The organism is Cupriavidus sp. 21MJTG02-4 (assembly GCF_057798975.1).
In genome coordinates this window covers 88,545-110,319 of sequence record NZ_JBYOJP010000004.1, presented here as the reverse complement: position 1 = coordinate 110,319, position 21,775 = coordinate 88,545, and the positions used below count along the sequence as shown (strand labels likewise).

At 63.5% G+C, this 21,775-nt stretch carries 23 protein-coding genes and 2 pseudogenes; 17 read left to right on the top strand and 8 right to left on the bottom strand.

Annotated features, from left to right (window positions below; all coding sequences use genetic code 11):
* Positions 1-34 precede the first annotated feature (34 nt).
* A complete protein-coding gene (locus AC3FKH_RS09835) occupies positions 35-1,231 on the top strand; it encodes an acyl-CoA dehydrogenase family protein (RefSeq protein ID WP_488675065.1) in 1,197 nt (398 codons plus the stop codon).
* Positions 1,221-2,240 carry an acyl-CoA dehydrogenase family protein gene (locus tag AC3FKH_RS09830; protein ID WP_488675063.1) on the top strand — a complete coding sequence of 340 codons (1,020 nt, stop codon included), beginning with the start codon at positions 1,221-1,223 and terminating at the stop codon, positions 2,238-2,240. The genes AC3FKH_RS09835 and AC3FKH_RS09830 overlap by 11 nt, the downstream gene beginning before the upstream one ends.
* Here the strand turns inward: AC3FKH_RS09830 and AC3FKH_RS09825 are convergent.
* Positions 2,237-3,208 (bottom strand): Bug family tripartite tricarboxylate transporter substrate binding protein, encoded by a 972-nt coding sequence (locus AC3FKH_RS09825; protein WP_488675061.1) that lies wholly within the window; start codon positions 3,206-3,208, stop codon positions 2,237-2,239. The genes AC3FKH_RS09830 and AC3FKH_RS09825 overlap by 4 nt on opposite strands.
* Before the next feature lie 374 nt (positions 3,209-3,582).
* On the opposite strand from AC3FKH_RS09825, the gene AC3FKH_RS09820 reads away from it, so the two are divergent.
* Together AC3FKH_RS09820 and AC3FKH_RS09815 are read left to right on the top strand one after the other, a co-directional pair.
* Positions 3,583-3,843 (top strand): hypothetical protein, encoded by a 261-nt coding sequence (locus tag AC3FKH_RS09820; RefSeq protein WP_488675060.1) that lies wholly within the window; start codon positions 3,583-3,585, stop codon positions 3,841-3,843.
* Positions 3,844-3,892: 49 nt separating this feature from the next.
* The gene (locus AC3FKH_RS09815) at positions 3,893-4,153 is read left to right on the top strand and encodes a hypothetical protein (RefSeq protein ID WP_488675058.1); all 261 of its coding nucleotides are present in this window, start codon (positions 3,893-3,895) and stop codon (positions 4,151-4,153) included.
* Positions 4,154-4,497: 344 nt separating this feature from the next.
* On the opposite strand, the gene AC3FKH_RS09810 is transcribed toward AC3FKH_RS09815, so the two are convergent.
* Positions 4,498-4,791 carry a hypothetical protein gene (locus tag AC3FKH_RS09810; RefSeq protein WP_488675057.1) on the bottom strand — a complete coding sequence of 98 codons (294 nt, stop codon included), beginning with the start codon at positions 4,789-4,791 and terminating at the stop codon, positions 4,498-4,500.
* A gap of 366 nt (positions 4,792-5,157) precedes the next feature.
* Between AC3FKH_RS09810 and AC3FKH_RS09805 the strand changes: the two are divergent.
* From AC3FKH_RS09805 to AC3FKH_RS09780, 6 genes and pseudogenes are all read left to right on the top strand, one after another.
* Positions 5,158-5,342, top strand: a pseudogene (locus tag AC3FKH_RS09805) (methylated-DNA--[protein]-cysteine S-methyltransferase); the annotation flags it as partial.
* Between the two features lie 26 nt (positions 5,343-5,368).
* Positions 5,369-6,061: a 2OG-Fe(II) oxygenase gene (locus AC3FKH_RS09800; RefSeq protein ID WP_488675055.1), complete on the top strand. Its 693-nt coding sequence runs from the start codon at positions 5,369-5,371 to the stop codon at positions 6,059-6,061.
* 2 nt (positions 6,062-6,063) lie between these two features.
* A pseudogene (locus AC3FKH_RS09795) lies at positions 6,064-6,663 on the top strand (alpha-ketoglutarate-dependent dioxygenase AlkB); the annotation flags it as partial.
* A 244-nt stretch (positions 6,664-6,907) separates the two neighbouring features.
* Complete coding sequence (gene ada / locus AC3FKH_RS09790; RefSeq protein WP_488675053.1) at positions 6,908-7,972, top strand: bifunctional DNA-binding transcriptional regulator/O6-methylguanine-DNA methyltransferase Ada; 1,065 nt, start codon at positions 6,908-6,910, stop codon at positions 7,970-7,972.
* A 14-nt stretch (positions 7,973-7,986) separates the two neighbouring features.
* Positions 7,987-8,691, top strand: coding sequence for a 2OG-Fe(II) oxygenase (locus AC3FKH_RS09785; protein ID WP_488675051.1), 705 nt, complete (start codon positions 7,987-7,989; stop codon positions 8,689-8,691).
* Positions 8,692-8,711: 20 nt separating this feature from the next.
* Positions 8,712-9,020, top strand: coding sequence for an Ada metal-binding domain-containing protein (locus AC3FKH_RS09780; RefSeq protein ID WP_488675049.1), 309 nt, complete (start codon positions 8,712-8,714; stop codon positions 9,018-9,020).
* 232 nt (positions 9,021-9,252) lie between these two features.
* Here AC3FKH_RS09780 and AC3FKH_RS09775 read toward each other — a convergent pair whose 3' ends face one another.
* Together AC3FKH_RS09775 and AC3FKH_RS09770 are read right to left on the bottom strand one after the other, a co-directional pair.
* Positions 9,253-10,677, bottom strand: a complete 1,425-nt coding sequence (locus AC3FKH_RS09775) for a short-chain fatty acid transporter (RefSeq protein ID WP_488675047.1) — start codon at positions 10,675-10,677, stop codon at positions 9,253-9,255.
* Positions 10,678-10,762: 85 nt separating this feature from the next.
* On the bottom strand, positions 10,763-12,244 hold the full coding sequence (locus tag AC3FKH_RS09770; RefSeq protein ID WP_488675046.1) for an amidase: 1,482 nt from the start codon (positions 12,242-12,244) through the stop codon (positions 10,763-10,765).
* Between the two features lie 164 nt (positions 12,245-12,408).
* Between AC3FKH_RS09770 and AC3FKH_RS09765 the strand changes: the two genes are divergently transcribed.
* The 4 genes from AC3FKH_RS09765 (at position 12,409) to AC3FKH_RS09750 (ending at position 15,785) form a co-directional block, all read left to right on the top strand.
* Positions 12,409-13,281, top strand: coding sequence for a LysR family transcriptional regulator (locus AC3FKH_RS09765; protein ID WP_488675044.1), 873 nt, complete (start codon positions 12,409-12,411; stop codon positions 13,279-13,281).
* A 421-nt stretch (positions 13,282-13,702) separates the two neighbouring features.
* The gene (locus tag AC3FKH_RS09760) at positions 13,703-14,305 is read left to right on the top strand and encodes a DUF1326 domain-containing protein (protein WP_488675042.1); all 603 of its coding nucleotides are present in this window, start codon (positions 13,703-13,705) and stop codon (positions 14,303-14,305) included.
* Positions 14,302-15,117, top strand: a complete 816-nt coding sequence (locus AC3FKH_RS09755) for a DUF2182 domain-containing protein (RefSeq protein WP_488675041.1) — start codon at positions 14,302-14,304, stop codon at positions 15,115-15,117. The genes AC3FKH_RS09760 and AC3FKH_RS09755 overlap by 4 nt, the downstream gene beginning before the upstream one ends.
* A gap of 179 nt (positions 15,118-15,296) precedes the next feature.
* The gene (locus AC3FKH_RS09750) at positions 15,297-15,785 is read left to right on the top strand and encodes an SRPBCC family protein (RefSeq protein WP_488675039.1); all 489 of its coding nucleotides are present in this window, start codon (positions 15,297-15,299) and stop codon (positions 15,783-15,785) included.
* 76 nt (positions 15,786-15,861) lie between these two features.
* On the opposite strand, the gene AC3FKH_RS09745 is transcribed toward AC3FKH_RS09750, so the two are convergent.
* The 4 genes from AC3FKH_RS09745 to AC3FKH_RS09730 all read right to left on the bottom strand — a co-directional run bounded on the left by AC3FKH_RS09745 (position 15,862) and on the right by AC3FKH_RS09730 (position 18,097).
* Positions 15,862-16,086 (bottom strand): hypothetical protein, encoded by a 225-nt coding sequence (locus AC3FKH_RS09745; protein WP_488675037.1) that lies wholly within the window; start codon positions 16,084-16,086, stop codon positions 15,862-15,864.
* A 159-nt stretch (positions 16,087-16,245) separates the two neighbouring features.
* Positions 16,246-16,896, bottom strand: coding sequence for an anti-sigma factor family protein (locus AC3FKH_RS09740; RefSeq protein ID WP_488675620.1), 651 nt, complete (start codon positions 16,894-16,896; stop codon positions 16,246-16,248).
* A 7-nt stretch (positions 16,897-16,903) separates the two neighbouring features.
* Positions 16,904-17,518, bottom strand: a complete 615-nt coding sequence (locus tag AC3FKH_RS09735; RefSeq protein ID WP_488675035.1) for an RNA polymerase sigma factor — start codon at positions 17,516-17,518, stop codon at positions 16,904-16,906.
* A gap of 57 nt (positions 17,519-17,575) precedes the next feature.
* Positions 17,576-18,097 carry a dethiobiotin synthetase gene (locus AC3FKH_RS09730; protein WP_488675033.1) on the bottom strand — a complete coding sequence of 174 codons (522 nt, stop codon included), beginning with the start codon at positions 18,095-18,097 and terminating at the stop codon, positions 17,576-17,578.
* A gap of 238 nt (positions 18,098-18,335) precedes the next feature.
* On the opposite strand from AC3FKH_RS09730, the gene AC3FKH_RS09725 reads away from it, so the two are divergent.
* The 3 genes from AC3FKH_RS09725 (at position 18,336) to AC3FKH_RS09715 (ending at position 21,506) form a co-directional block, all read left to right on the top strand.
* On the top strand, positions 18,336-19,280 hold the full coding sequence (locus AC3FKH_RS09725) for a metallophosphoesterase family protein (protein ID WP_488675618.1): 945 nt from the start codon (positions 18,336-18,338) through the stop codon (positions 19,278-19,280).
* Positions 19,281-19,312: 32 nt separating this feature from the next.
* Positions 19,313-19,663, top strand: coding sequence for a cupredoxin domain-containing protein (locus tag AC3FKH_RS09720; RefSeq protein ID WP_488675031.1), 351 nt, complete (start codon positions 19,313-19,315; stop codon positions 19,661-19,663).
* 139 nt (positions 19,664-19,802) lie between these two features.
* Positions 19,803-21,506 (top strand): adenylate/guanylate cyclase domain-containing protein, encoded by a 1,704-nt coding sequence (locus tag AC3FKH_RS09715; RefSeq protein ID WP_488675029.1) that lies wholly within the window; start codon positions 19,803-19,805, stop codon positions 21,504-21,506.
* The last annotated feature ends 269 nt before the right edge of the window (positions 21,507-21,775 follow it).

The following is a 21,775-nucleotide window of genomic DNA, read 5'->3' as shown; positions in this document are numbered from 1 at the left end:
GCGCCCGTCACCATCGCAGATTGCAAATACTGATATGAACGATCCCACCCCAACGACCGCCTTCCGGTCGGAAGCGAGCGCGTGGCTGATGCCCGCGCTGGCGGCCTTGCGCCAGGCCTACCCGGCGCATGCCAACCCGGGCCAGGCCTGCCGCATGCGCTGGAACACGCTGCTGTGCGATGCGAACCTGGTCTCGCTCACCTGGCCGCACGAGTACGGCGGCCGCGCCCTGCCGACCGCGGAACTGATCGCGTTTCACGAACTGTGCGCACGCCATGGCGCGCCGCAGCCGATCAACAGCATCGCGCACGCGATCCTGGCGCCCACGCTGCTGCAGTTCGGCACCGCCGCGCAGAAGGCGCGCTTCCTGCCCGGCATCCGGCTCGGCACCGAGATCTGGTGCCAGGGCTACTCCGAGCCCGGCTCCGGCTCGGACCTGGCCTCGGTGCGCACGCGCGGCACGCCTACCGACGATGGCTGGCTCGTCAATGGCCACAAGATCTGGACCACGCAAGGGCATCTGGCGCGATGGTGCTTTGCGCTGGTACGCACCGATCCCGGCAGCACCGGCCACCGCGGCCTCAGTTTCATGCTGATCGACATGCAGGCGCCCGGCGTGCGGGTCTCGCAGATCCGGCAGATGACCGGTGAGTCGGACTACAACGAAGTCTTCTTCGAGAACGTCGCCGTGCCCGTCGCGAACATCGTCGGCGAGGCGGGCGACGGCTGGCGCATTGCCATGGCCGCCGCCGAGTATGAGCGCGGCACCTACTTCCTGCCGCGCGTGGTGCAGCTCGAGCATGAGCTGCACCACGCCGAGGCGTTGTTTGCCCGCGCCAGCCTTGCCGCCGACGAGCGCGGCAGTTGCGCGCACCGCCTGCAGGACGCGCGCGACCGCTGCCAGGTCATCCGCTGGCGCGTGGAACAGGTGATCCGCCGTGTGGCCGCAGGCAGCACGCCCGGCATCGACGGCGCCATCCTCAAGCTGCTGTGGAGCGAGACGCGCCAGGCCGTGATCGAGCTTCAGCTCGAACTGTCGGGCGAAGGCGCCGTGGTCGGCCCCGAAGCCGGCGGCGCGTACGCCGAATACGCCGAAGATGCCGCGACGGTGCGCGAATTCCTCTGGTCGCGCGCCGAAACCATCGTGGCCGGCACCTCCGAGATCCAGAGAAACATCATTGCAGAGCGCCTGCTGGGCCTGCCTAAGGACAAGAGCACCCATGCAAACTGAATCCGACGATATGCTGGTTTCCATGTTCGCGCGCATGCTGTGCGAGCAGCACCCGATCAGCTATGCGCGCGCGCGCCACACGCTGGACGAGCCGGCGCATGCGGCCATGTGGACCGGGCTTGCCGAAGGCGGCTGGCTGGACGTCGGCAACGCGGGGGCCGACGAAGGCGACAGTGCCCAGGCGCTTGGCATCGGCGAGACGCTGGGCCGCACGCTGCTAACCCTGCCGCTGGGCTTCTGCGCCTATGTGCTGGGACCGCTCGGCGAAGCCGTGCCGGAGCTGATGGCGTCCGGCACCGTGCTGCCGCTGGACCAATTTCCCGCAAGCGGACGCATCGACACCGGGACGGATGATGGCCGCTTCGTCGACTACCACGGTCGGCGCGTCCAGTACTACCGCGTGGCGCCGTGCGATGCGGATCGCGCACGCTGGGTGATCCAGCGCTACGACGGCGCGGACGTGGCCGTTGTCGATGGCCTCGACGCCTGCGTCGCCCTCGGCCGCCTGCCGGATGCCGCGCCCGCTGCGCAGTGCGTGTTTTCCGTGCCGCCAGCGCGGATGAGCGCCGTGCTGCGCCGCGCGCTCGCGCTCGGCCTGGCGGAAATGGTTGGCGCGGCCTCGGCGTCGCTGGACATGGCCATTGCCTACGCGCAGGAACGCCGGCAGTTCGGCCGCCTGATCGGCCAGTACCAGGCCATCAAGCATCCGCTTGCCAACGCCTGGGTGGCGCTCGACAACGGCCGGTATGCGATTCGCCAGTTGCTGGCCGAGGCGGCGGCCGACGGCGCGATTGCCAGCGGTATCGAACAGACCGCGAACCGGCTGGTCACCTCGGCGGCGACGCAAGCCACCCGGCTGACCATCCAGGTCCACGGCGGCATCGGCTTCGCATGGGAGCACGACGCCCACCTGTTCCTGAAGCGCGTCTACCGCATCGCCATGCGCACACGCACGCTTGCGGCGATACTGGGCGGCGCGGGCGCCAGGTGTTACGAACCCGCCAGTTAAGAGCCCGCCTTGTAGTTCGTCTCCTTCACGATCTTCTTCCACCGCGCGGTATCGTCGGCAATGGTCCTGGCGAACTGTTCCGGCGTGCTGCCAACGGCTTCGTAGTCGATGGCAGCCAGCTTTTCCCGGATGTCGGGTTGCGCCACGATCCGGGTCACTTCCTTGCCCAGCCGCGCGACGATGTCCTTCGGCGTCCCTGCCGGGGCAAGCAGGCCGGCCCATGAACCGAATGCCATGCCGCTATAGCCGGCCTCCTGCATCGTCGGCACATCAGGCAGCGCGGGCGAACGCTTGTCCGACAGCACGGCCAGCGGGCGCAGCTTGCCGGCCTTGATCATGGCCATCGAATTGAACGGATCGATGGTCATGTCCACTTCTCCGGCGACCACGGCCTGCATCTGCGGGCCGGTGCCGCGATAAGACACGCTCACCACATCCGGCGTGCCGGCGCTCGCCTTGAAGCTCGCACCGATCAGCTCGATCATGCTGCTGCCCGCCGATAGGCTCAGCGGCCGGGTCTTGGACTTGGCCAGCGCGACGAATTCCTGCACGGACTTGGCCGGCACCGATGGATGCACCACCATCACGAAGCCGATATTGGAGATCAGCGAAATCGGCTCGAAGCTCTTCATCGGGTCATAGCTGGCCTTGTAGATCAGCGGGCTGAGCGTCTGCGCGCCAGCCGTGTTGAGCAGCAAGGTATAGCCGTCCGGCGCGGCGCGCGCGACGACGTCGGTGCCAATAATGCCGTTGGCCCCCGGCCGGTTCTCCACCACCACCGATTGCTTGAGCGCCTCGCCGAGCTTCTGTGAGATCAGGCGCGCCACCACGTCGGTGGCACCGCCCGGGGCGAACGGCACCACCAGCCGGATCGGCTTGCTCGGGTACGTATCGCTCCAGGCCAGTGCGGGCATTGCGCCCAGCACGGCAGCGCAAAGCATCAGGCGGCGACGGAAATTCGGCTTCATAAAGGTTGTCTCCAGTGCGGCGTTGACCTGGTCCGGCCACCTTGGCCAATACAGGCGATATTCATATTTATGAATTTATTTTTACGCAGATGAAGTTCACCGTCAATGTGGGTATCCACGGACGCCCGCCGACCGATATGTCGTCGCGGCGCAAACAGAGAGGGGAGATGTGTTGGGGATTGGCGTACGGACACTGGCGTGGACATCGGCATGGCTACGCGGCACTCAGCGCAATTTCTTTTTTAATTTCAAATGGTTAGCGACTGATTGAGCCGCTGGGACAGCAGCTGGCACACCCCATGCGTATATGACCTCGAGCGCAACACCAGATGCTCTCTAACCCAAGCCAGACCAGCCTACCCAAGGAGTTAATCATGTCCCTCACCATCCAGAACCTGCCCCTCGAACAAGACCTTGACCACGCCAAGATGGGCGCCGTGCGCGGCGGCAGCCTGTTCCTGAACAATGGCGTCAACGCGATCCTCGGCGGCGCCGGCGTGTCCTTCGCCAGCCCCAACATCATCGTGGCGCCGGTCACGCAGGTCGATGCCTCGACCCGCACCAACATCGACCTCACGAGCATCAGCAACCTGCTCAACAACGTTGGTGGCATCGTGCAGGCCGCGCAGCACTAAATCCAGTCCCTCTCATCTCGTTGATTCCAGCCTACCCCAGGAGACCATCATGTCCTTGACCATCCAGAACCTCTCGCTCGAACAAGACCTCGACCACGCCAAGATGGGCGCCGTGCGCGGCGGCAGCATCTTCGTGAATTCCGGCGTGAACGCCATTACCGGTGGCAGCGGCGTTTCGTTCGCCAGCCCGAACACGATCTTCGCACCTGTTACGCAGGTCGATGCATCGAACCGCACCAATGTCGACATGAAGAGTGTGACGAACACCATCAACAACCTGGGCGGCATGGTCGCGGCCCTGCAGCATTGAGCAGCGACAAGAGGCAGAGCGAGCGGGGTCGCCCCATCCGCTCTGCCGCCACTACCTGCGCTGTCCGCGTGGATTCAGTTGCTGCAAAGATCGCCCTTTGATGGGCGATTCATTTTGTCCATCACCGATTTCCGGAGAAAACCGATTAGCCGATGGCCGGGTTCGGGCTGGAACGGCCAGTCTCTGTCGCTCAAGACAGTCCATTCGAAGGGCTGAAATTGGCTCTACTTCAGCCTTCCATCCTTCGAGGCGTTCCGAGCCGGTGAATGGGCAAGAATTCGCTTGCAATGGCCACCATTGCCAGTTCGTGCAGGTTCGATTCCAACAGCGATCTCGCATAACGCTCAGTGCGCGATGGTGATTGCGGCAGCATAATCATCCAGTCGTGAACAGTGTTCGATGGCTTGAATCGTCGCCTGCCGAATTCGGTTACCAGTCGAAATCTTTGAAGCAACGGGCGCTGCTGCCGCCTCTGCCTCTCTGGAAGTGCTTGCCAATCGTGCCAGCAGCGCATCGGCGTCGACCCGGTAGCGCCTCCCGAACTGCGCATGCCTTTGCGCGAGGCGGGCCAACTGGTCACGCAGCCAAACGTCGCCGCAGTCTACGAATGCACCTGGCTGGATCAAACGAATAGACATAACGGCCTCCCCTTGCGCTTAACCAAGGCCGGCGACGCGCCGGACTCGTGGAAGCGAGAGGTGCTATGTCTCGCTTGGAATGAAGAGTAGTGACCCGTCTTCGATGGCGCTCTCTGTTTCTTGCGATCGAAGTATTCAATCCCTCCAGCGCATTTTCAACTTCAACAGGAACACCAACGTCAGATCAAGGGGCGGCAGTCGCCACGCACGCCGGACTATAAAGAACACCGCGAATCGCGCGGCGTGTGCCGTAAAAAACATCCGAACTTCGTTGCGCAAGAATCGGAGTTGCCAGACGAGACCTCATCGGCAAAGTGCCATCAAGCGTGGAGGGCAACCCAAGCGCATGACCACAAAATGCCAACTCTCGGTGTACCAGAAGCAGTTCGTGCCGTGGCGGCGCGTGTGCAGCCAATGTGCTGGCGATAGCGATTCCTTGTCATCGAGTGGTGCGCAGCGACGGTTCGATCTCCGGCTATCGCTGGGGTGTAGAGCGAAAGCATGCACTGCTGGCCGATGAAGCAACCGGAGCTGTGGAGTTGGCAATATGAGATCCGTGGCGAGTCGCGACATTGCCATGACGCCCGAGGTCTACGACTGGATGAGCATCGGGAGTTCGCTCGATGCTTGCGGAAACGCCGTGCTGCCCGGCCTTCTGACGGAGGGGCAATGCGATGCGCTCGCGGCGCTCTACCCCCATGAGAAAGGCTACCGCACACGGGTCGTCATGGCTCGTCATGGATTCGGGCGCGGCGAATACAAGTACTTCGATTATCCGTTGCCGCCGCTGCTCGAACAGCTACGTCACGCGCTGTACCGCCGGCTAGCGCCGATTGCCAATCGCTGGAATCTGCAGTTGGGAATCGACGTGCAATACCCGGATGATCTGGTCGCATTCCTGCAGCGGTGCCACCAAGCGGGCCAGACCCGACCGACACCGCTGATCCTTCAGTACGGTGAGGGCGACTACAACTGTCTTCACCAGGACCTATACGGCGAGCACGTCTTCCCGCTGCAGGTGGCCATCCTGCTGTCAGCGCCCGGCAAGGATTTCGCTGGCGGTGAGTTCGTCATGACAGAGCGTTCCACAAAAGGCCAGCGCGCGGATGTGGTTTCGCTGCGCAAGGGTGACGCGGTGGTATTCGCCGTTAATCAACGGCCTGCGATGGGACGGGGTGGCACTCGCAAAGTCTCCATGCGACATGGCGTCAGCCGCATTCTCAGCGGCAAACGCCACACTGTGGGCCTGATCTTTCACGATGCGAGGTGAGCATGGAAACGCTCGAACTCTTTGAGGAAACTGCGGAGCACCACCGCATCGGTCCTGCCGCAGTCGTGCTGCGCAGATTCGCGCTACCTTATGCGCCCGATCTGATTCCCGCCATTGCGGACATCGAGGCGACTTCACCCTTTCGGCATATGGTCACGCCGGGCGGCTTCACCATGTCGGTCGCGCTAACGAATTGCGGCGCGCTGGGCTGGACGACCGACCGGCGCGGCTATCGCTACACAACCGTCGACCCAGATACGGGGAAGCCTTGGCCGGCCATGCCGGCGATATTTGCCCGGCTGGCAAATGAGGCTGCCGCTGAGGCGGGCTTTGACGACTTCGAGCCCGATGCCTGCCTGGTCAATCGCTACCTGCCTGGCAGCAGGCTTTCGCTGCACCAGGATAAGAACGAGCAAGCCTATGAGGCACCGATCGTTTCGGTATCTCTGGGCATGCGGGCTACGTTCCTCTTTGGCGAATTCGGCGTGACGCCTGCACCGCAAGCGCTGGCTGCTGGAGCGCGAGAAGGCGATCGCGGTGAAGGAGAGGAAGCTCGCGTCGCAGACTGCCATGCTGGCGGGGTTCTGATCTTGAGCGGGATCCATGCAAAGGCTATTGCTGCCGACCTGTCACCGCGTGCCTACCGGCGGGCCGTCAGATTCCTGTCTGAACTGGATGAGGACTGGGGTCGCCACATTGCCGCCATCGGACCATGTCGCCATGAGGCCAAGCCGGCACGCGAGCCCTATGAGGCGCTCGTGAGATATCGGCCGCAAGAATCGGAGTGCTTGCGATAGAAAGCCCGCGTATTCTGGCTGTGTGATTGATGATAACGAGACTTCCGCCATGAAGACGACCATTGCCTACGAAACGGAAGACGATCGCTGGACGGCCGTACAGGCGCGCGATGCTGGCGCCGACGGCCATTTCGTCTACGCCGTGCGCACCACGGGCGTGTACTGCCAGCCGAGTTCGTCGGCACGGCTGCCCAAGCGCGAGAACGTGGAGTTCTTCGACTCGGCCGAAACCGCCGAGGCTGCGGGCTACCGCTGCAGCCGCCGAGCGCATGGTGACCAGACCAGTGCAGCAGCCGAGCGCGCTGCATTGGTGGCCCGTGCCTGCCGCATGATTGAAGCATCAGAGACGCCCCCTCAGCTCGATGACTTGGCGACTGAAATCGGCATGAGTCCGTTTCACTTTCATCGTCTCTTCAAGGCTGAAACGGGCTTGACACCCAAGGCATACAGCTCGGCCTATCGCGCCCGCAAGCTGCGCGAAGAACTGAGCAGCCCGGATGCGTCCATTACGAACGCTATCTACGACAGCGGATTCAACTCAAACAGCCGCTTCTACGAAGCCTCCGAGCAGTTGCTGGGCATGCGTGCACGGGAGTATCGCTCCGGTGGTGTCGGTGCCGTCATCCGCTTCGCCGTGGGCCAGTGCTCCCTGGGGGCCATTTTGGTTGCGCAGAGCCAGCGCGGCATCTGTGCCATCCTGCTAGGCGACGATCCCGACCGGCTGGTGCGCGACCTCCAAGACCAATTCCGCAAGGCCGAGATCGTCGGCTGCGACGGTGAATTCGAGCAATTGATTGCCCAGGTGGTGGGCTTTATCGAAGCGCCTGCGATGGGATTGCACCTGCCGTTGGACGTGCGGGGCACTGCTTTCCAGGAGCGCGTCTGGCGCGCGCTGCGCGAGATCCCGCCGGGTACGACCGTGAGCTATGCCGAGATCGCTGAGCGCATCGGTTCACCCAAGGCGGTACGCGCCGTGGCCCAAGCATGTGCCACGAATCACATCGCCGTGGCTATTCCTTGCCACCGCGTCGTGCGGCGTGATGGCGATCTGGCCGGCTACCGCTGGGGCGTGGATCGCAAGCGCGAGCTGCTGCGCCGCGAGGCCCAAGTTTGATGTAAAGGCATCCCGTGACTGCGTTCGACACAACCCTCGATCGTCTGAACTGGGTGGACATCGGCCTGCAGCTCGATGCCGAAGGCTATGCCGTGCTGCCCGGCCTCTTAGGTGCCAATGCGGCGTGTGATCTGGCGCGACAGACCTCTGCGTCCGGTGCCGTTAGAGTGGCTTTGGCATCCGGTGGCCTCGGGCGCGGTGAATTGCTGGTCTTCAGCACGGGCCTGCCGGTGCCGCTGGAGCAGTGGCGCGCAGCCCTCTATCGTCGTCTGGTCATCGTTGCCAACCGATGGAACGAAACCCTGGGCGTCGAGCATCGCTATCCGGCCGAACTGGAAGACTTCTTGCGGCGTAATCGGAAGGCAGGCCAGACGCGGGCGCAATCCCATCTAAGTCGGCTCAGCGTCGAAGATTACGTAGCGCTGCATCAGCGCAATGACGGCGAGCAGGTGTTTCCCATGCAGATTGTCGCCGTGCTGTCCGAGCCGGGTGTCGACTTCCAAGGGGGCGAGTTCGTGATGACTGAGCAGCGCCCGCGCATGCAGTCGCGTCCGGCGGTGTTGCCACTCAGGATCGGCGATGTGGCTGTCATCGCCACGGCGGAACGCCCCTTCAAGGGTACCAAGGGCTACTATCGGGTCAATCTCAAGCACGCCATCAGCCGCGTCCGCAAGGGCGAGCGCATCGGACTGGAACTGTCGTTCCACGATGCACCGTGATGCAGAAGGGGGCACCGCACATGCCGACACCGGACAAGACATTCATGCTGATGGGGCCAGATGGCAAGCCGTACTCCAGCGCCATGCCCGGCATCTTCGGAGGCCATCGGGGCGGCAAGTTATACGGCCGCATGGATTGCCGCGCCGCGCTACAGGCGATTGCCCGTGGCGGCTATGTGAAGCACCGCGTATTCTTTGCCGACGAGGCCACGGCCATCGCCGCCGGCTACAGACCATGCGCCGTTTGCATGTCCCAGGAACACGCGGCCTGGAGAAAGAACCAGCCTACCAAGCCCTCGGGCAGCACCCGAAAGGAAGCACGCTCATGAGCGCACTACTGCCCATCTCCGCAAGTACGTCGGAGCCGAATCGGAACATCAACGCGCTCCCAACGCTTCGATCATCGGTCAAACTCGGCTTCCATCATGATTGCGTCCGCAAATAGTGGTTGCGGACGCAAGCCTGAGCAAGCCTGACTCACGGATTGGCCCCGTGATTGCGGAAGCGATGCCTTGCCGGCCGGCCCCGTGCGCTTCGTGCTGCTGCGCACGGGCCTTTGCACTACGGCAGCACAGGCGGCGAATACTGCAGGGTGCCGGCCAGGGCCCACAGCAAGAGCGGTACCAGCGGCGTGTGAGTAAGAAATTGCGCGAACGTGAAGCCCACGAGGTCGCGAGCCTTCAGGCCGAGGATGCCGAGCAGCGGCAGCATCCAGAATGGATTGATGAGGTTGGGCAGCGCCTCCGCGGCGTTGTAGATCTGCACGGCCCAGCCAAGGTGGACATGGAGGTCATTGGCAGCCTGCATGACGTACGGCGCCTCGATGATCCATTTTCCCCCACCGGACGGCACGAAGAAGCCGAGCACGGACGAATAGATGCCCATCATCAACGGATAGGTCTCGGCTGACGAAATGCCGACAAACAGCGTCGAAAGATGGTGCGACAACGATGCGCCGTCCGGCCCCTGCGCCGTGGTCATCATGCTGGCGATTGCGCCGTAAAGCGGGAACTGGATGAGGACCCCGGCAGTAGCCGGTACCGCCCTCGCCACGGCATCAAGGAAACTGCGCGGTCGCCAGTGCAGCAGCATTCCGACCAGCAAGAAGATCAGGTTGTAGGTATTCAGACCCGAGATCGCCACCAGCAGCGGCTTGCCGGACAACTCATGCCACACCCATCCCGTCCCCAGTGCCACGAGCGCGATCGTCAGTATCGGGCTGTGTTCCAGCCACTCTCCTGGACGCCTGCTGACCAGCGCGGAACATTTGGCTGGCTCTATGACGACACCGAGCTCGGAGGCAGTCTTTGCGCGCGACGGCCCCGGCGCGGTCCAGTACGCGACTAGCGTCGATACCACGAGCAGTACCGCAGTCACGACCAGGCTTTGCCACAGGAAGATGGTCTTGCTGAACGGAATCACCCCGGTAATCTGTAGCAAGCTCGGCGGAATGCTTGCCGGGTTCGCCTGCAATTGAGCCGCCGATGAGCTGAGCCCCATCGCCCAGGTCGCGCCAATACCGAGATACGCCGCCGCTCCGGCCGCGCGATAGTCCATGCGCAGATCGGTGCGTCGCGCCAGTGCCCTTGCCAGCAACCCGGCGAAGATCAGGCTGATAGCCCAGTGGAGCAGCGACGCAACCACGCTGATGAACGCTACATAGGCGACGGCCGAGCGCCCGTTTCGCGGCACCTGCGCCGCTCGCTCGACAAGCCGCGCTACCGGCGGGGAGCTGGCGATGACATAGCCAGTAATGGCAACCATCGCCATCTGCATCGTGAAAGGGATCAGGCTCCAGAAGCCGTTCCCGAACGCGACCGACACCGCGCCCGGCGTGGCGCCGATAGCCATCGCACCCAACGCAACCGCCACCACGGTCAGTGCGACGAACACGTAGGCGTCCGGATACCACTTTTCGCACCAGCGGGTCACACGTAGCGCCAGCCGTTCGAGTGCCGGCGTATTGGGCGCGGCGCTGCCGATCATGCCGCCACCCGCCTGTGAATCCCGCGGCACAGGGTTGGCCGCGGCAATTTCCTCTTGTCGTGACATGGCTGCATCTCCTTCCGGTCTATGCATGCTGGCCCACCGCCATCCCGGCGCGCCGAGTCGGCAAGCCCATGCCGAGCGACTGCTCCAGCAGGTAGGCCGCACCGAGCAGATCGAAGTCGCCACGAGGACGGCCCATAAGCTGAAGCCCGACCGGTCGGCCGTCTGCTGTCAGGCCGACCGGGATCGAAATCACCGGACAGCCGGTCAGGGTTAGCACGAAGGTCAAGTACATCCAATCGATGTACGACTGCAGCGGCTCTCCATCGATCTCCGTCGGGAATCGCTGCGCCACCGGGAACGGCGCCACGGCGACCGTCGGGCACGCGAGGACGTCGTAATCTCGAAAAAACGCGGCCACGCGCTGGAACAGCTCACCGCGCAGACGTTCGGCGCGGGCGACGTCGGCACCGGCCTGATTCAGGCCCTTCTCGATGTTCCAGATGATCTCGTCGCAGATCTGCGGGCGGTATGCATCGAGCAGCGGCCCGCGCACCGCGGCCACGAGATTGGCACGCAAGGACTGGAAGGACTCAAATGCTCCAGTAAAGTCCGGATGCGCGGCATCCACGTCCGCGCCGAAGTCGGCGAACCGCATTGCCGCGTTCCGGCACAGCGAGGCAACCTCGGCCTCCACCTTTCCGACGCCCAGGTTCGTGGAAAACGCCACACGCGCCGGCGCGCGGGGCTCGGCAATCGCCCGTACAAATGGAGTCGTCGGCGCTGGCCACGACAGCGGATCACGCATGTCGAAATGGGCCTGGGCGTCGAGCATCAGTGCGACGTCCGCCACGCTGCGTGCCATCGGGCCCTCGACCCAGAGCGGATCGTACGGCATCACGGAAGATGGACGCGGCACCCGGCCGACGCTCGGCCGCATGCCCACGATCCCGCAAAAGCTGGCCGGAATTCTGAGGCTACCGCCGAGGTCATTGCCTGTGGCGAGCCAGACCATGCCCGCGGCAAGGGCCGCGGCGGAGCCCCCGGAGGAGCCACCCGCCGAGAGGTTCGGGTCCCAGGGATTGCGCGTGGCGCCGAAGACGGTGTTGAAGGTATTGGCGCCGGCGAATTCGGGCACATTGGACTTGGCGACGGGGATGGCGCCCCGGCCTTCGAGGTTGGATACCGTGAGGTCGGAGCGCGCGGCCAAGTTGTCGACGTAGATCGGCGAGCCGTAGGTGGTGGGCGCGCCCGCCAGGTCGTTGTAGTCCTTGACGGCGATTGGCAGGCCGGCAAGCCACCCTGGCGCCTCGGAGGTCGCTGCGTCCGGCTTCGGGAAGTCGCGTGCGGCCGCGCGCGCCGACTCGAAGCGTCGGATAGGCAAGGCATTGATAACAGGATCGACCGCCTCGATGCGAGCGATGGCGGCGTCAACCAGATCCAGCGGTGACAGCTCGCGCCGCCTGAGCAGCCGGACCGCGTCCGTGGCGCTGAGGTCGCAGAGGGAATCGCTTCGCTCGCGCGGGGTGTCCGCGATGTCGTTGATGCTGGGGGTGCTGGTCATGCATGTCTCCTGTCTGTTGTGATAGGCCCGGCTGCCGCGCGTCACTGAATTGTCGTTCCGGGTCGAATGCAGGATAATTGCCGCACCCTCCGGGCGGAAATCACATCTCCTGATGACTTCCATAAGCCGCGCTTCACTTGGGGGCTGGCGCGCCAAACAAGTTCATGGACATCCGGCAACTTCGCACCTTCATCACAGTCGCGCGATTCGGCAACGTCACCCGGGCGGCCGAGGCACTGCACGTCACGCAACCTGCCGTCAGTGGGCAACTGCGTCAGATGGAAGAGGAATTGGGCCTGCAACTGTTCGACCGGACGAAATCCTCCGTCGTGCTGACTCAATCCGGGCACGAGTTATTGGTGCGCGCCGAGAAGGCGCTGGAAGCGTTTGGCGACTTCCTGCATGCAGCGAAGGCGCTCCACGGGCAAATCGAAGGGAACCTGCGCATCGGCGTCGTGATGCTCGACCCAGCAATGCTTCGCATCGGGCCGCTGCTGGCGCTGCTGGTCCGGCAATGTCCGGCGCTGAGAATCGACTTGCAGGTCGGACGTACACCCTGGTTGCGGACGGCGCTGCAGGCATCGGAAATCGACGCAGCGATCATGGTCGCGCGCACGGCGCCAAAGGGCACCGGCATGCTCGTGCTGACGCCGCTGAAGTTCCGCGTCGTTGCGCCGGCGGCTTGGGAGGCGCGCACCGACTCGACGGCGGAGCTGACGCGATTGCCTTGGATTCGCATGACGCCGCACAGCGCGCATGAGGAACTACTGAACGAGATCCTCACACGTGCCGGCATCGCGCCGGTCGAGTCGGTGCTGGCCGACCACGAGCTGATGATCCGCGAGTTGGTCACCGCCGGCGTCGGCCTCGGGCTGTTGCGCGAAGACCTTGCGTTGGCCGCCCAGGGTGCCGGCGAACTCGTCTTCGTGGGGAACTACAGCGCCGATTCGAACCTCGCCCTGATCTATCCGGAAGAGCGTGAGAACGAGCCGGCAATCCGTACGGTGCGTGAGGCGCTGCGCACCCTTTGGCGGTAGGGGCTGGCCGGCGAAGCACCGATAGCAGGGGCCGGCTACCCCCGGCACCAGACGAAGCCCTTATTCCCTGAACGGTCCGACGCTCAGGGTCGTTCGATTCGCTGCGACGCAGCAATCGCCACATCGTGGCGACACCCCTCGCCTCTGCCGACGACCGGTGCGGCTACGTGTTTGCGATGAGCCGGAACTTCGATCCGAAGGCGCAGCCGAGCTCGCCGAGCGGGAGGCTGTGCCCGCCTTTCGTCACCACGCGAACGGAATTTCGCCGCCGCAACGGAGGACATATGCCGAATGTTCTCCTTCCTCAGTTCCCAACTAATTCCTGCCGCACAGAAGGCCTATATTGGTTCCAGAAGAATGATTCCCTCTTGTCGCCGCTTGCCGCGGCGACAAGCATCGTGTGCCTTCAATGGAGGTCGTCATGAGTTATCACCTGGAGGGTCGCCTTCTCGAGGTTTGCAACTGCAAGGTTCTGTGCCCGTGCTGGATTGGCGAGGATCCCGACAACGGCACCTGCGACACCATCGTCGCGTGGCACATGGACAAGGGGACGATCGATGGCGTCGACGTGAGCGGCAATACCATCGCGGCCGTCGCGCATGTGCCCGGGAATATCCTGGAAGGCAATTGGACTGCTGCGATCTACATCGACGACAAGGCCTCCAGGGAGCAGGAAGAGGCACTCCTGAAGGTCTACACTGGAAAGGCTGGTGGACCGATCGCCGATCTCGTCAAGCTGATCGGCCAGGTGGTCTCGGTGGAGCGGGCGCCGATCCGCTTCACCGTGGTTCAGGGCAAGGGCGAACTCGAGATCGGCAAGGACTACTACGCCGAACTCGACCCCTACATGGGCGCAACCGGTGGCCAGACCACGCTCTCCGACACCATCTTCTCGACAGTGCCTGGAGCCCCCGTGTTTGTCGGCAAGGCCCCGACCTATCGGTCGCGCAATGCCGCTCTCGGCATCGACCTCGACATCAAAGACCATAACGCGCTGCAGAGCACCTTCGTTTTCGACGCATGAGCCGGACGGCAGACCTGGCGTCGCGCGGCGCCCCGCGCCACTATCAGGTGTTCTTTCCCCTACTGGCTGCGCTGATTGCGTGCGCGTGGGTAGCGCTCTGGGCGTGGGCGCGCAGCCCCTACGGGCGCTATCTCGAGCACAGCGACTGGACCGCTTCGGGGCCAGCGGCGCTACTGTGCCGAGCCGTTCCCGCCGGCGACGTCGTCGTGCCGCTGGTACTCTACGCCGCCGCGTGGATACTCATGACGGCGGCCATGATGTTGCCGACCACATTGCCGCTGATCATCGCCTTCGACCGCTTGACGGCACAGCGCCCCGACCACGGGCGCCTGGTCACACTGCTTCTGCTCGGCTACATGACGGCGTGGGGAGCCTTCGGGTTGCTGGCCCACGCGCTTCACAGCGCGGTGCTGTCCCTGCTAGCCGGCGTTCCCGCTCTGGCGTGGCATGGCTGGCTGATCGGCGTGGGAATCATCGCATTGGCCGGCGCGTTCCAGTTCAGCAGGCTCAAGTATCAGTGCCTGGAAAAGTGCCGAACGCCGTTGAGTTTCATCATGGCGCGCTGGCGCGGCCAGGCGCACGGGTGGCACGCCTTCGTGCTTGGCACCCAGCACGGCCTGTTCTGCGTCGGGTGCTGCTGGGCGCTGATGCTGCTGATGTTCGGGCTTGGCACCGGCAGCCTCGGCTGGATGCTCTTGTTGGCGGCGGCGATGGCGATTGAAAAGAACGTTCGCTGGGGTCGGCACCTGGGCAGGCCGCTTGGCGTTGCGCTTCTCTCGTGGGCAGTCGTCCTGGTCGCGACCCATGCCTGAGCCGCGCGCCGGCTTGCTCGCGCTGCCGCAATGATCGCCTTCGCGGGCAATTCTCTGATGTGCCGGCTGGCCCTGTCGGCCAGGCTTGACTGGGTGAAGCTCTCGGCCGTCGGCTCTAGATGGCAAGGGCAATGAACATCTGACCAAACCTCTGGAAGGATACTAAGAATGGAGGCAGCTTGCGGACAGTCGAATACCGCTTTTCCACCATCTGGCGCATCGACGCGCCAGTGCAGGAAGTGTGGGCGGCAATCCAGGATTCGGCGCGCTGGCCCGAGTGGTGGAATAACGTCGAGCGCGTGGACCAGCTAGAGGCGGGTTCCAATCAGGGCATGGGCGCCGTACAACGCTATACCTGGAAAGGCTGGTTGCCCTATCGCCTCGTGTTCGATATGCGGGTGACGCGCGTCGATCCGTTGGTCGCGCTGGAGGGGGAAGCCAGCGGCGACGTCGAAGGCGCCGGTCGATGGAGTTTTTCGACCGACGGACGCAACCTTACCGTGGTCCGCTATGACTGGTGCGTGCGTACGAACCGCGCATGGATGAATGCATTGGCGCCGTTGTTGCGACCGATTTTCCAGTGGAACCACGATGCAGTGATGCGCGAAGGCGGCGCGGCGCTAGCGCGGCGGCTGGACGCGCGCCTGCTCGGCATCGAGCATGGATGAGTGCCGCACGGATCTTGTGCCGTACTGGTGAGGCGGGCCTCGGCCCGCCACTCTCTTGCTGTGCCGCGATAGCGGTTTAGCTGTGCCCGCCGTCGGTGAAAGGATCACGCCGATCCGTGGCGCTCCTCGCGCCATCCGAGTAGACGTCAAACTTGTCTGCCTTGGCCCCATCGGTGTATGGATCGCGCGGCCCGTTGATATGCGTCTTGGCGTCGGTGGACTCGACAGGCAGGATGCTTGCATGTGTCAGGGCCGCGAACGACGTCAAGGCGGCGAGAACAACAGTGGACAGGATTTTCACGACAGTCTCCTAATGAAACAGGGATGGCTTCCATTGCGTTGCCGTCAGGGCTTCGCACTGTATCTGCATGGCGGGCCCGCTTCCAGGAGGCTGGTGCCCCATGCCTTCGGGTTCGTCATACACTTGTCCAACTGCACGGGCACCCTGTTTATTCCCTGTTCAGTTGCCCAGTTCAGTCCGAATGGCCTGCGCGAACGCATTCACGTGAACCGGTTCCGCGTCGCTGATCGCCCAGAAGTCCATGCCCTTCTGGTGCCAATGGACGATCGAGTAGCCATCGGATGAATCGGCCACCAGGGTTGAAACGCCGCTCGCCGCCGGAAAGACATAGAGATCGATCGGGTGCTGCTGGTAGCGGTAGATCAGGACCGCGACCCTGCGATGGTCCACGTAGTCAACTCGACCGCCAGCCAGCGGAAAGTCCTCTGCCGGCAACCGGATGACCGGCGGCGCATAGTCGAGCCGCCCGTTGAACCAGGGCTTTACCGTGTGCTGATCGGTCGACAGGATGTCCATCGAGTGTTGCGACAGCAGCGCGCGAACGTGGCTCGTCGCGAGTTCCTGCCCCATCCTGCTGGTTTGCCGCGGGGGCACCAGCGAGATCATGGCAAACACCACGGCGGAAGCGGCGACCCCCGCTAGACCGCCGCCTGCCAACGCCCACACAGGATTCAAGGAGTGCATGCGCCATGCCAGCCACGAAAAACGGTGCGATTTGCGCGGCAGGCCGGCCTCCACGCGTGCGCGCAGGTGCGGCGGCGCACGGTAGTGAAGCGAGCCATCGCGCAGCAGATCGGTCAACGAAGTCATCGCCTTGTCATCGTCCATGATTGGCTCCCATCGAACGGCCCGCCACGGGCATTGGCGCAAGCGGGATGCGGCCGCCCTGGCCTTGCATCTGCGCGGCCCGAACTGCGGTACAGAGAAGCTGGCGGCCGCGCGCCAGCCGCGACATTACGGTGCCGATCGGAATGCCTGCGACACTGGCGATATCCCGGTAGCTCAAGTCTTCCAGTTCGCGTAGCACAAGTACCTCGCGGTACTCGACTGGGAGTTGCTCCAGCGCGCGGTGTACCAACCGCGCATCGTCGCGGCGTACCGCCAGTGTTTCGGGATCGCTGCCGATATCGTCCGTCCATCCGGGCAACCGCTCGTCGCCGTGGAAGACTTCGTCGAAGGGCGTGCCGTCGGCAGCGTCACACCGCCTGCGCCATTCGCTGAACCACGTGTTCCTGACGATGGCAAGCAGCCACGCACGCGCGTTGCCACCATGAAAGGTGTTGAAGAAGCGGAACGCGCGCAAGTAGGCTTCCTGCACGATATCGTCCGCGTCGTTTGCGCTGCCGCTCAGCCAACGTGCCAGGTTGTAGGCAGCGTCGAGATGCGGCAGCGTTACCTCCGCGAAACGGCTGGACTCGTCGGTAACGTTCACGGTGCCCTCCTCTGTCTTGCACCTGTCCTACCGTCGGCCGCGGCGATTTATTCCGGACTACGAATCGTTCAAGAAATCCGGAAAGACCTGCGTGAGGACCAGCAGGCCCTCGGGACTGAAGTAGAAGTGCATGGTCGAGTACTGCATGCCGTCCGCTGCGAAGCGATAGCTCCAGACCTTGCGCCGCATGAGCGGGAAATAGGCGCTTTCCGCGGGTTTTCCGAAATGGACCAGCACGTCCTCCATGGTCCACTCGCCGACCCTGGCCATACTGAACTCTTCGGCGGTCAGCACCTGCCTGACGCTGACAACGCGCCCATCCGGGTCGATCTGGGCTGCCCATCTGGCTTCGCCCGGCGCGGGATAGAGCCAGCGGCGGGAACCATCCGCAAGCCGATAGACCTCGCGCGGCGCGCCCAGCGTGGCCTGCACCTGCGCCTCGCTGGCGCCCGGCGGCACTGATTGCCACGCGGGACTGGCGCAGGCGACCGCCAGGGACGAGGTCGCCAGCGTCGGCAGCAGCCGCGCCTGCCGGACAAGGAGCGCCAGGGCGCGTCTGCTTGAGAGTGTTGGAATCATGGTTGAACTCCGACTGTCATGATCAGACAGGCGATCACCGGATCCATGGGAAGGCTTGGACAGAAGGTCGCACCGTCACCTGCATAACTGCCGCACGAGGAAAGTTATTCCATGAATGGGGACGTGCGGGCGATTGGGGAATAAAGCGTGCGCCTCGACGGTTTAGCGAATGCCCCCCAACGGAGGCCCGCCGGCTAATCCGACGGTCTACCCCATGAACCCGAGTCAAGAGGACACCATGTCATCAGATCTTCCTTCCGATCCGTCGCGGCGCGACGCATTAAAATGCCTCGCATTCGGCAGTGCTGGCACCTTGTTCGTTCTGGCTGGCGGCATCTTCACGCCAATGGAGTTGTCCCTCGCCACCAGTGCGAATGCTAAACCCCCGCAAACTGGCTTTCCCCTGTTCCTTCAGATCAGCGATACGCATATTGGATTCAACAAGGACGCCAATCCGGATGTGTCAGGCACGCTCAAGCAGACGATTGAGCTCGTCAACGCCATGCCAGTCAAGCCGGCCCTGACGATCCACACCGGCGACATTACCCACCTTTCGAGGCCCGCAGAGTTCGATCTCGCGAACCAATTGCTGTCGGGATTGCAGATTGCGGAGTTGCACACCGTGCCCGGCGAGCATGATGTGACAGACGGACCCGGTACCGAATACTTCAATCGCTTTGGCCGAGCCTCGGACAACCGGGGCTACTACAGCTTTGACCACAGTGGCGTGCATTTCATCGGGCTCGTCAATGTCATGCATTTCAAGGCGAATGGCCTCGGCAGCCTGGGCAACGATCAGCTTGCATGGCTGGAAAGCGACCTGAAGGGGCGCTCGGCCAGCACTCCGATTGTCATCTTTGCCCATATGCCGATGTGGACGATCTATGAACCCTGGGGTTGGGGCACCAGCGACGCTGCACAGGCGTTGAATTACCTGAAGCGTTTTGGCTCCGTCACGGTCCTGAACGGACATATCCATCAGATCGTTTCCAAGGTGGAGGGAACCATCACTTTCCATACGGCACGTTCAACAGCCTATCCGCAACCAACGGCCGGAAATGGTCCCGGCCCCTTGCCGCTAAAGGTGCCGAACGACCAGCTCCCCAGAATGCTTGGCGTAACCAACATCAGGTTCTCGCAATATCCGCTGAAGGCGACGCTCGCGGATGCAACGCTTGCCTGAATTCGGCCCAGTACTCACCAAGGACCCATATCATGCTATCCACCATCATTCAAAGAGCATTCGCCGCCTCCATTGGACGGGCGATGCTCATGGCGGCACTTGCCTCAGTGTTCGCGGTTGCGCAGGCGGCGCAGGACGCCAACGTAATCATGATCAAGAATTTCATGTTTTCGCCGATGTCCCTCAACGTCAGGGCCGGCTCGACGGTGACCTGGAAGAATCAGGACGACGAACCCCATACGGTCGTCAGCGAAGCCGGCCTGTTCCATTCCAGCGCACTCGATCAAGGCGATACGTATCAGTTCAGGTTCGAGAAACCCGGCGTCTACAATATATTTTGCGGTATACACCCACATATGAAAGCTACCATCACCGTGAAGTAGGCAAGATCCCGTGAGGAGCAGGGCCGCCTCCTGTTTGAGGGCGGTCCTGGATGGCGGACTTTTACCTGGAGCGTGTGGGCAAGTGGGGCCGTGTTACACCGCCCACAAGATCCGATTCGGGATACGTGGAGGGCCGTGCATGTCTGGTTACCTCTCTTTTCGGCGGTTATTGCCAACGAGCGTGCGATCCGTTCGCCTGGCAACCGGCCTGGTGCTGTTCAGCTACGTAGGCACGCACCTGCTCAACCACGCTCTCGGGAATATTTCGCTCGCATGGCTGGAGCACGATCTGCTGGTACAGAAATTCATCTGGCAGGGATGGGCCGGCACGATTCTCCTTTACGGCTCACTGGTCACGCATTTCTTCCTGGGGCTGTGGGCCCTGTACGAACGGCGCGCGTTGTACTGGACCCCGGGTGAAGTCGCGCAACTGTTGCTCGGCTTGTGCATACCTCCGCTGCTGGCCAACCATGTCGTAAATACGCGCATCGCCTTTGCCGAGTTCGGCCTGGACAAGGGTTATGCACAGGTCCTGTACGCGTTCCGGATCGATTCCCCGTTCTTTGCCCGGGTGCAGCTCGCGCTGCTGGTAGTCGCCTGGCTGCACGGGTGCTACGGCATCTGGTTCTGGCTGCGACTGAAGCCATGGTTCGGCGCATGGCGGAGTGCGCTGACGAGCGCCGCCGTCCTGCTCCCGGTGCTCGCATTGCTGGGCTTCCTGCAGGGCGGACGGGAGGTGGTCACCCTTGCGCAGGACCCGGCCTGGCGCGCCGCCGCGATCCGGCCGGCGACCACCGGCACACGACTTCAAAATCTGTGGCTCGCCGGGCTACGCAATGATTTCCTGCTCTTCGATGGCGGTGCGCTACTGCTGCTACTGGCCGCGCGACTGGCGCGCACGGTCCGTGAGCGCAGGGGTGGGCGCTTCGCCATCCTGTACCCCAACGGGCGCAAGGTACTCGCGCCGCGCGGATTCTCGGTGCTCGAGGCCAGCCGCCTGGCCGGGATTCCCCATGCCAGCACCTGTGGTGGTCGTGCCCGGTGCACGCTGTGCCGGGTGCGTGTGCTCAGCGACGTGCCGCTGCCCGCGCCTGCCGGGGCGGAGCGGCGTGTGCTGGAGCGGCTGGGCGCAGATCCGCAGATCTTGCGCCTTGCCTGCCAGTTGCGGCCGACCCACGATCTCTCGGTATGGCCACTCGTGCCACCGGCAGCATCGGCGGCCTTCCTGCAGCGTCGCCAGCAGGATGTCATGCCACAGGAGCGATTTGCTGCGTTTATGTTCGTGGACATGCGGGATTCGACAAGGCTCGCCGCGGCACAACTGCCGTTTGACAGCATTTTCGTGGTCAGTCGCTTTGTGGGAGCGGTCTGCTCCGCGGTAGTCCAGGCTGGCGGCCAGCCGAACCAGTTTCCGGGAGACGCGGTGCTCGCCATCTTTGGTTTGAGCAGCGACCCGTCAACCGCCTGTCGGCAGGCGCTACGCGCCGTACCGCTGGTGGCCGCCAGGATTGACGAACTCAACGCTGTGCTCCAGCCGCAACTGCAGACAGGGGTCCGGTTTGGCATTGGATTGCATTGCGGCCGTGCTGTCATGGGACAGATCGGGTTCAGCGAACACGTCACCTTCACCGCAATTGGCGATCCGCTGAATGTGGCCTCGAGACTTGAACAGTTGACTAAGGAGATGGCGTGCGAGGCAATCGTTTCGGATCAGGTATTCCACCACGCCGGCGTTTCGGCGTCGAACCTGCCCCACGTCGCTGCGCGCCTGCGGGGCCGTGACGAGCCAGTGCCCGTCCGCGTGCTGACCTTGGCGGCACAAATGCCATTGCCTCCGGCCTGACCATTGATCGGGCGGTCCTGGCCCCGCCCTCCTGCCTGCAGGACGACACCGCTGTAAGGGTTAGCTTGCGCGCCGTCGGAATACGGGTCGCGCTTATCCTTGATCTTCGAGCCCTCCGAATGGACATCAAATTCTCCTGCTCGGAGAGCGCGCCAAAACGGGGGCTGACTAAGCGGCAAGACCTTCTTCTCGGGAGATCGACGAATACCATCGCTCAACGTAAGACCGGAGCTGGTTAATGAGCATCGCGGTCCGGATTTACAGTAGGT